The organism is Methanofollis sp., assembly GCF_028702905.1.
Classification (GTDB): Archaea; Halobacteriota; Methanomicrobia; order Methanomicrobiales; family Methanofollaceae; genus Methanofollis.
This window is the reverse complement of sequence record NZ_JAQVNX010000018.1, coordinates 23,478-32,351: the sequence shown is the minus strand read 5'-3', so window position 1 is coordinate 32,351 and position 8,874 is coordinate 23,478. Positions and strand designations below refer to the sequence as shown.

Annotated in this window: 6 protein-coding genes; all 6 read left to right on the top strand. The window is 54.4% G+C overall.

Annotation, left to right across the window (positions count from 1 at the left end):
- Positions 1-1,070: GDP-mannose 4,6-dehydratase (locus PHP59_RS03845; protein ID WP_300163858.1), on the top strand; the 1,070-nt coding region annotated here is incomplete at its 5' end.
- Complete coding sequence (locus PHP59_RS03840) at positions 1,067-2,137, top strand: glycosyltransferase (RefSeq protein ID WP_300163855.1); 1,071 nt, start codon at positions 1,067-1,069, stop codon at positions 2,135-2,137. The genes PHP59_RS03845 and PHP59_RS03840, both read left to right, overlap by 4 nt.
- Positions 2,127-2,906, top strand: a complete 780-nt coding sequence (locus PHP59_RS03835) for an ABC transporter permease (RefSeq protein WP_300163853.1) — start codon at positions 2,127-2,129, stop codon at positions 2,904-2,906. The genes PHP59_RS03840 and PHP59_RS03835 overlap by 11 nt, the downstream gene beginning before the upstream one ends.
- Positions 2,906-4,102, top strand: coding sequence for an ABC transporter ATP-binding protein (locus tag PHP59_RS03830; protein ID WP_300163850.1), 1,197 nt, complete (start codon positions 2,906-2,908; stop codon positions 4,100-4,102). The genes PHP59_RS03835 and PHP59_RS03830 overlap by 1 nt, the downstream gene beginning before the upstream one ends.
- 5 nt (positions 4,103-4,107) lie before the next feature.
- Entirely contained in the window at positions 4,108-5,670 is a 1,563-nt protein-coding gene (locus PHP59_RS03825) for a methionine biosynthesis protein MetW (protein WP_300163847.1), read from the top strand.
- A gap of 229 nt (positions 5,671-5,899) precedes the next feature.
- Positions 5,900-8,851 (top strand): glycosyltransferase, encoded by a 2,952-nt coding sequence (locus tag PHP59_RS03820; protein WP_300163844.1) that lies wholly within the window; start codon positions 5,900-5,902, stop codon positions 8,849-8,851.
- The last annotated feature ends 23 nt before the right edge of the window (positions 8,852-8,874 follow it).

Sequence of the window (8,874 nt, the reverse complement as noted above, 5' to 3'; positions counted from 1 at the left end):
CCGGTGGGATCCGCTTTATCGAAGGGAACCTCGAGGATATTTCCGGCCTTGCCACCGCCCTCGATATAGCCGATCCCGATGTGGTCTTCCACCTTGGCGCCCAGTCCTATGTCCCGCGTTCGTTCACGCACCCGGTCGAAACGGCGCAGATCAACTCGATCGGCACCAATAACCTTCTCGAAGCCATACGGAAGAAGGACTGCGACCCGACCATTGTTTTTGCCGGGTCGTCCGAGGAATACGGGCTGGTCTTCAGTTCAAAGGAGCAGTACGCACGGACAGAGGAGAAGTACGGTGCGATCTTCCCGCAGCCGACTGTCCTTCCCGAGGTGCCCATCAAGGAGACGAACCCTCTCAGGCCGATGTCGCCCTATGCGGTGAGCAAGGTCTATGGCGACCACCTGATGAGGAACTACTTCTACACCTACGGCACAAAGGCCATCGTCTCCCGTGCCTTCAACCACGAGGGGGCCGGCCGGGGGATCATGTTCGTCACCTCCGTCGTCACCAACCAGGTGGCGAAACTCGTTGCCGGCGAGATCGATCAGGTCACCATCGGCAATGTGAACGCCTTCAGGGACTGGTCCCATGTCCGCGATGTCATCAACGGCTACTGCCTCCTTGCCGGGAAAGGAAAGCCGGGTGAAGTCTACAACCAGGGTTCCATGCGCACGACCTCGGTCCTCTCCTATATCCTCCTCAGTCTTGAGGCGGCAGGGATGCCGGTGGATAGGATCGAGACGTTTGGGGGCGAGAAGTCCGTGGACAACCCGACCGGAGAGGACACGGCAGAGATGTTTGGCGTCCGCTTTGACAAGACACATGTCGACCGGATGCTCCTCGAAGGGTCCATCGACTATACTCTCGCCGACCGGGGGATCACGGCAGTCTGCGGCGGCCGGAAGGTCAGGATCTCCTTTGACGGGGCGCGGTTCAGGCCTGCCGAGGTTCCGATCCTGATGGCAGACATCACGAAGTTGCGGAAACTTGGCTTCGCCTCGACGTACAGTGTTGGAGATATCGTCCGGGACCAGCTCAACTACTTCATGGACGAGAAGAAGCGGGCATGAAGACAGCCATCTTCCATGACTATTTCGGGGCTATCGGCGGCGGGGAGAAGGTCGTCGTCACTCTGGCGCAGGTGCTCGGTGCCGACATCATCACCACCGACGTCGATGCCGTTGAGAAGATGGACATGTCCGTCCCTGTCATCAGCCTGGGGAAAACAATAAAATTTCCCCCTTTGAAGCAGATCTCCGCGACACGATCTTTTTCCTCCTGTGATCTCTCGGACGACTATGATTTTTTTATCTTCACCGGGAACTGGAGCCATTATGCGGCGCACTGTCATCACCCGAACCTCTGGTACTGTTATACTCCGGTGCGGGCCTTCTACGACCTGTACGACACCTTCCTTCGGCGGCAGGACCCGGTGACCAGGCAGGCCTTCCGCCTCTGGGCAGGCGTTCACCGCAGGCTGGACCAGCGGTCGGTTCGGCAGGTCGACCGCATCGTCGCGATCTCGGAGACGACCAGGCAAAGGGTCCGTGCCTACCACCAGCGGGAGTCTGACCTCATCTACCCGCCGGTGGACACCGCGAAGTTCTCCTGCAGGGAGTACGGGGACTTCTGGCTCTCGGTGAACAGGCTGTACCCTGAGAAGCGGATCGAACTCCAGATCGAGGCCTTCCGCCGGATGCCGGAGGAAAAACTGGTGATCGTCGGCGGGTATGCGGCGGGAGATCACGCTGCCGGATATGCAAGGAAGATACAGGCCAATCTCCCGCCGAATGTGGAGGTCAGGGGCGAGATCCCGGAGGCGGACCTGCTCGACCTCTACTCCCGGTGCCGGGGCCTCGTCTGCACCGCGATGGACGAGGACTTCGGCCTCACCCCTATCGAGGCGATGGCGAGCGGGAAACCTGTCGTTGCGGTGGACGAAGGGGGCTTTCGGGAGACCGTGACCCCGGAGACAGGGGTGCTCGTGGAGGCGGACGCGGCGAATATCCGCGACGCCGTCCTCGCCGTCTCGAAAGAGCCGGAACAGTACAGGGAGGCATGTTCCGGGCGGGCAGAGGTCTTCGCCCTCCCCCGTTTCGCAGACCAGATCCGTGCCGTGGTGAATGATGGTGTTTAGTCATTTCAAGGAATTGTACGGGTACAGGAACCTCATCTGGACCCTTGCGTGGGGAGAGTTCAAGCAGAGGTACAAGAACTCCGTCCTCGGGTACTTCTGGTCACTCCTCGAACCCCTGCTGATGCTCATCGTCCTGTACGTCGTCTTCTCGAACCTGATGCGGATCCAGGTGGAGTACTACCAGCTCTTCCTCCTCCTCGGCATCATCCTCTGGAACTTCCTCTCCCGGGCGACCTCGATGGGCCTCAACGCGGTCCTGGGGAAGCCGAGCATGGTCCAGAAGATCTACTTCCCACGGGACATCCTGGTGATCTCGTCCTGCATCACCGCACTCCTGATGAGCGTCTTCGAGTCCGTGATCTTCGTCATCTTCATGGCATATTTCCGGGTCCCCCTCTCGGCAAACCTCGTCTACGTGCCCCTGATCATCGCACTCCTCTTCCTCCTGTCCATGGGCCTTTCCCTCGCTCTTGCCGCCCTCAACGTCTTTTACCGCGACGTCCAGTTCATCTGGGCGGTGATCCTCCAGGCCGGGTTCTTTGCGACGCCGATCCTCTACCCGATCACCATCTTCGACGAGACCCTGCAGAAGATCTTCCTCCTCAACCCCATGGCCCATATCATCACGGCCGCACGGGACACGATCATCTATTCCACCCCCGCGATACCGGGGTCCCTGCTCTATGCAGGGGTTATGGCCGCCATCGCCCTCCTTGTGGGGTACCTTATCTTTGCACATTATGAACCGCGCTTTGCGGAGGAGATGTAATGGGAGTCATCGACGTCGATCATGTGGAGAAAGTCTTTCGCATCCCGCACGAGAAGAGGACGACGGTCTTCGAGGCCCTGACCGGTCTCCTGCGGCCCACGCAGTACGAGACCTTCCCGGCATTGAAGGACGTCTCTTTCTCCGTGGAGGAAGGGGAGATGTTCGGGATCATCGGCGAGAACGGGAGCGGGAAGAGCACACTCCTCAAACTCCTCGCCCGGATCATGCGGCCGACGCGGGGGGCGGTTCGCGTGCACAGGAAGGTGACGCCCTTCCTTGAACTCGGCGTCGGCTTCAACCCCGACTTCACCGCGGTGGAGAACATCAGGACTTATGCCACGATCATGGGCCTCTCGAAGCGGGAGATCGAGGGGCGGATCGACGACATTCTGGACTTTGCCGGGCTCGAACGGTTCCGGGACACCAGACTCAAGAACTTTTCCTCGGGGATGCAGGTCCGCCTCGCCTTTTCGACCGCGATCCAGACCGACCCCGAGGTCCTCCTGATGGACGAGGTGCTCGCGGTCGGCGACATGGAGTTCCAGCAGAAGTGCCTGGACGTGCTGAACAGGTACCGGAAGGAGGGGGTGACGATCGTCTTCGTCTCCCACGACCTGGGGTCTGTCCGCAGGTTCTGCGACCGGACCCTCCTCCTGAACCACGGCGAACAGGTCGCCCTCGGCGAGACGGACGAGGTGATCGACAGGTATGTCTATGGGCGGAGAGAGGAGGGACCTGCAGAGGTGGAAGAGGCCGCACAGGTTGAGGAACCCGAGGGCCGCCGGGGGAATAAAAAGGTCGAGATCACCGGCGTGACATTCCTGGACAAATTCGGCAGCGAGGGTGTCCGGTTCAACTCCTTCGACCCCATGACCGTCAGGATCTTCTACGACGCCCATGAGCGGATACCCGACCCTGTCTTCGGGATCGCGCTCTATTCAGAACAGGGGGCGTACCTGTACGGGACCAATACCGAACTGAAGGACGTCTCTATCGGGTGCCTGGAGGGAAAAGGATATATCGATCTCCAGGTCGAGAAAGTGCCGATGCTTGCCGGGAAGTTTTTCCTGACGGTTGCGGTGCACACCCACAACCAGCAGCCCTATGACTGGCATGACCGGGAATATGCCTTCGATGTCATCCCTACAGGACGTGATGCCGGGATCGTCGATATCCCCTGTATCTGGCGGAGATGAGAGAGATGGACGAGAACACCTTTGAGATCCGCGACGGCGAGATCGACGTCGAAAAGATCATGGAGAGAATCCGGGAGACCATCAGGCGGCGGAAGGAAGCAGGGCTTTACCCACCTGAACCAGTCTCTGCCGCATTCCCTCAAAGTCAGGCGGGGGGAGAGAAAGAATCTGAAGTCGCCCGGGATATTGTATATCTCTCCGACAACTGGAACATCCAGAACACCGGTTACTTCATCAGTTCGCACCGGCCATTTACGGGAAAATTCCTGGTGAAGGGGCGGGAACTCGTCCACGGGGAGGTGCGGCGGTACGTGGAACCGGTGTTCTGGAGGCAGAGCGAGTTCAATGGGAGTGCCGTCCGGGTCTTCAATGACGTGAATGTGCGGCTTGCAGGCCTGGAATCCCGGTTGAACCCGGACGGTGCATTTATCAAGACGGTGAGGGATGGTGTCACAGGGCAGGTTCTCGACGTCCTCAACCAGGTCCGGGCCGAGGTCCGGGGTGAGGTCGGAGGCCAGATCCAGCAGACCGAAGTCGAACTCCGGGACGAGATCTCCTCTGTCCAGAGGCAGACCGGGACCGAGGTGCGGAAAATTGTTGCGGGAATGAAGAGCGATATCAAGGCGGTCATGCAGGAGTGTCTGCGGCGTGAGGATGAGGAGATCAGGTCCGAGATCTCTTCTGTCAACGATGCCGTCGCCCGGATGAAGATCGAGATGGAATCCCTCATCGAAGAAAAAGTCCGGGAGAGGCTCGCCGAGATGGATGCCGACATCAGGGACAGGGCCGGTCTTGCCCGCGTCCTTGAGCAGCGGATCTCGATCTCGAATGCCTCCAGAGAGGGTGCAGGCATCTCCGGGGCCTCTGAAAGTCCTGATGGGGCCGGCCTGAACTACTTCGTCTTCGAGGAACGTTTCCGCGGCTCACGGCAGGAGATCAAGGAGCGGCAGGCGTCCTTCATCCCCTATTTTGAGGGCCGCAAGAATGTCCTGGACATCGGTTGCGGCAGGGGGGAGTTCCTTGAACTGGCACAGGAGCACGGGGTCGGTGCCCGGGGTGTCGACATCGATGATACGATGGTGCATTTCTGCAGGTCGAAGGGGCTGGACGTCGAAAAAGTCGACGCGATATCATATCTCGAAAACCTCGAAGACCGGAGCCTCGACGGCATCTTCATCGACCAGGTCGTCGAGCACCTTGAACCTGCCTACCTCGTCCGTCTCCTTGAACTCTGCTGTATGAAACTCCAGTACGGGTATTACCTCGTCGCCGAAACGGTGAATCCCCTCTCATTTGTTTCACTGGCCAACTTCTATATCGACATGAGCCACGTGCGGCCTGTCCACCCTGAAACCATGACGTTTCTCTTCGGGGTTGCCGGATTCAGGGAGATCGAAACACAGTTCTCCTCGCCGGTACCTGAGGAATGGAGGCTGCACATTTTTCCCAATCTGGACGGTGCAAATGACGAAAATAAGGCTTTCTTTGAGTCTTATAATCATACTATTGATAGACTGAACGGGATCCTGTACGGGGCTCAGGACTACGCGGTGATAGGAAAAAAATAATTTCCACATAATGAATTCGTACTCAAATGACGAAGTGGCAACCTAAATAGAACGAAAAAATGTGTGCCGAAATATGGCAGGTGTTACTGCATATTCGCTTTGCGAAGGGGAGCGGAAGGTTATGCATATACTGATATGTAATGAGCGATTTTTATTTCGTTTTGGGGTCGACAGAACATTCATCATACTGGGGAAGGGTTTGAAAAATCGTGGACATACTATTTCCGTTATGGTTACGGCAAAGAAGTATGATAGTCATGTTCTGGAAAGTTTTGCTTCTCGGATTATAGAAGTTCCCGATTTCGCAAATGATTATTTGAATTCGAATGAAAATACCGCCGGATGGATCGAGGAAACTTTTGCCAAACACTTTGAGAACAAATCGACGCCCGATATTGTTCTTATTGGAGGCTGGCCATTTTTTGCATCTATCCCTTTTTTTAGAAGAAACGGGCTGAAAGTCATATTCATGGATTGCGGTGCGGTACCCCTCGATGGCTTTACAGGGGGTGCTCTGGCAGTCCAGGAGAAATTACGTGGTTTACGGAAACGTTTCCTCCCGGAGACTTCGCTGGTCATAGGCATTAGTGACTATATCGTTCAATCTCAGTCAAAGATAGACACGAATGGTGACGTTCCTGTTCAAACGATATTATTGGGTGCGGATCATCTTGATTTACCGGTCTGGGGCTCGAAAGAACTTCTTCTGGAAGAGTCGCCGGGGTATGCAACAGATATAGTCGATTCTTTAAGGTCTCAGGGAAAAAAACTCATTTTATCTCTGGGTCGATGGGAGCCTCATTGCTACAAAAATTCTGAGGCGATGTTTGATATAATGCGCCAAATCCGGGATGGCGCCCCTGAATGCACATTGCTTATCCTCGCTGATCCTCATGCTGTGGAGATACCTCCTGATCTCCAGAGATCAATAATCCCTATCGGTTTTCCCGATGATTCGGAGTTAAAAAAAGTAATGACTCTGGTTGATTTGGGCATTAGCCCGTCCCTGTGGGAAGGATTCAATCTCCCGATCGTGGAGATGCAGTGGTCTGGTCGTCCGGTTCTTGCGTTTCATATCGGGGCGCATCCAGAGGTGATTCTTGATCCGTGGTACCTCTGTACGGACAATACCGACATGGTTGTCAAAGCCGGTGAGATCCTGAACGGCCATGACATTGAAGTTTCCAGACGAGAGTTATTGTTCGAGAGATTCCGCACACTTTTCCGGTGGAATCGTACTATTGAGGAGTACGATGAGGTTATAAGGGATCTCATGGCAGATGGTGCAGGACGCGAGGCAAAATCTCTTACTATAATTGTGGATGTAACAAACGCTGTCAGAGACCCTGCGAATTCGGGTGTCATTCGCGTTACTCGACGAATGTGTAAAGAACTTCAGGGATATCTGGATCCTGTTTTTGTTGTATGGGATCCGGAATCTGATTGCTATATTCTACCGAAAAGATCCGAATTCAGGCAGTTGGCAGAATTTAACGGGCCTCTCCTCAAAGATGAAAGCAGACTCTCTCCGGATGATCAGAGTATCACGCTTGATGAATATCTTCCATTGCCGGGCGGTACGTCCTGGCTTCTGTTTACCGAAACTGTCGCCGAGACCTCAGCACGCACCGCCCGCCGATACGCACGAAATAAAGGCATCAGGCTGGCGGCACTATTTTATGACGCTATTCCCGTCTTATGCCCGGATTTCTGTACCGACCCGGTCACCCGGACGAATCATCGCCACTATATGACCGGCATTTCTGAATGTGACGTCGTGATTCCTATTTCGTATTATTCTTCCCAATGCCTGAGGGAATTCTGGAAGGATAATACTATCGAAGGCTGTGACGTCATGCCGAATCTGCTTCCCGGGGAATTTGGAGGAGCACCTCGAACACGAAAAATCCCCGAATTTGAAACGAAATCTATCGACATACTCTGTGTCTCGACATTGGAACCTCGAAAAAATCATAAAAAACTCATTCAAGCATGTCTTTTACTGCAGGAGAAGTATCCCGATCTCGACTGGAATCTCACCCTTGTAGGCAATCGATATGCAGGAGCATTCGATATTGCGGAGTACATACAGTCGATCTCTCTGGATAACCCTCGTATCAACTGGCAGGGGGTTGTCGATGACGCCACGCTGCACACTCTCTATGAAAGATCATCATTCACGGTTTATCCCTCTGTCATCGAGGGATTTGGAATGCCGATCCTTGAAAGTCTCTGGCATGGAAAACCCTGTATTTGCTATAATAAAGGGGTTATGGCAGAACTTGCCGGGGATGGCGGATGCCTGACGACAGATGTAACCGATGAAAATGCCCTATCTGATACGATATATCGCCTGAGCACTGATAAGGAGTTGTTCCTTAAACTCTCTCGATACGCTGTGACACGGAAAATAAAATCATGGGATGATTATATCCTTGAACTGCTATCAATTCTTGTGTCGAAGTCTGCAAACACATGCCCATCTCTATCGTATCCTGAGTCTGTAGCGCCGATAGGTCCCCAAAACTGGGAAGATATCCTTTACCCCGACTGTTTATGCGAACACTGGCAAATGAACCATTCTGAAAGGCTGGCCCTGACTGCTCTGCTCTCCCGGCATAAACCCCGTTGTAGTATAGAGGTAGGGACCTATATGGGTGGAAGCCTGTCCTTGATATCACAGTATTCGCATACGGTATTCTCCATAGATATTGACCCGACTATTCCGGAAAGGTTTGGAAAGTTTAAAAATGTCGGTTTCTTTACCGGCCCCTCGCAAATTGTTCTGCCGCTCTTATTGAAAGAGCTGGATCGTGAGCAAATTCCTGTTGATTTTCTTCTTATTGACGGTGATCACTCCGCTGAGGGTATAAAACAGGATATTGAGTCTGTACTCTCTTATGTCCCTAAAAAACCTCTTTTTGTCGTTATGCACGATAGTTTTAATCCTGAGTGTCGTAGGGGGATGCTGGACGTACGCTGGGAGAAATCCCCCTATGTCCATTGGGTGGACCTCGATTTTATCCCTGGCAGAATCGTTGAGGCAGAGGGTCCGTCACAGGGAGAGATGTGGGGGGGACTAGCGTTAGCGTACCTTAAGCCTGTTATTCGTCACGGTTCGTTGCAGGTCAACCTCTCGGCAAACAGAACGCATGAGATCCTCCGGAAATGTCGGAAATAGAATTTCAACGTTCAATGGTTGGA

Excerpts from the sequence above, each read along its gene's own strand:
- PHP59_RS03830 (WP_300163850.1), top strand. The coding sequence starts at position 2,906 with ATGGGAGTCATCGACGTCGATCATGTGGAGAAAGTCTTTCGCATCCCG.
- PHP59_RS03835 (WP_300163853.1), top strand. The coding sequence starts at position 2,127 with ATGGTGTTTAGTCATTTCAAGGAATTGTACGGGTACAGGAACCTCATC.
- PHP59_RS03840 (WP_300163855.1), top strand. The coding sequence starts at position 1,067 with ATGAAGACAGCCATCTTCCATGACTATTTCGGGGCTATCGGCGGCGGG.
- PHP59_RS03820 (WP_300163844.1), top strand. The coding sequence starts at position 5,900 with ATGGTTACGGCAAAGAAGTATGATAGTCATGTTCTGGAAAGTTTTGCT.
- PHP59_RS03825 (WP_300163847.1), top strand. The coding sequence starts at position 4,108 with ATGGACGAGAACACCTTTGAGATCCGCGACGGCGAGATCGACGTCGAA.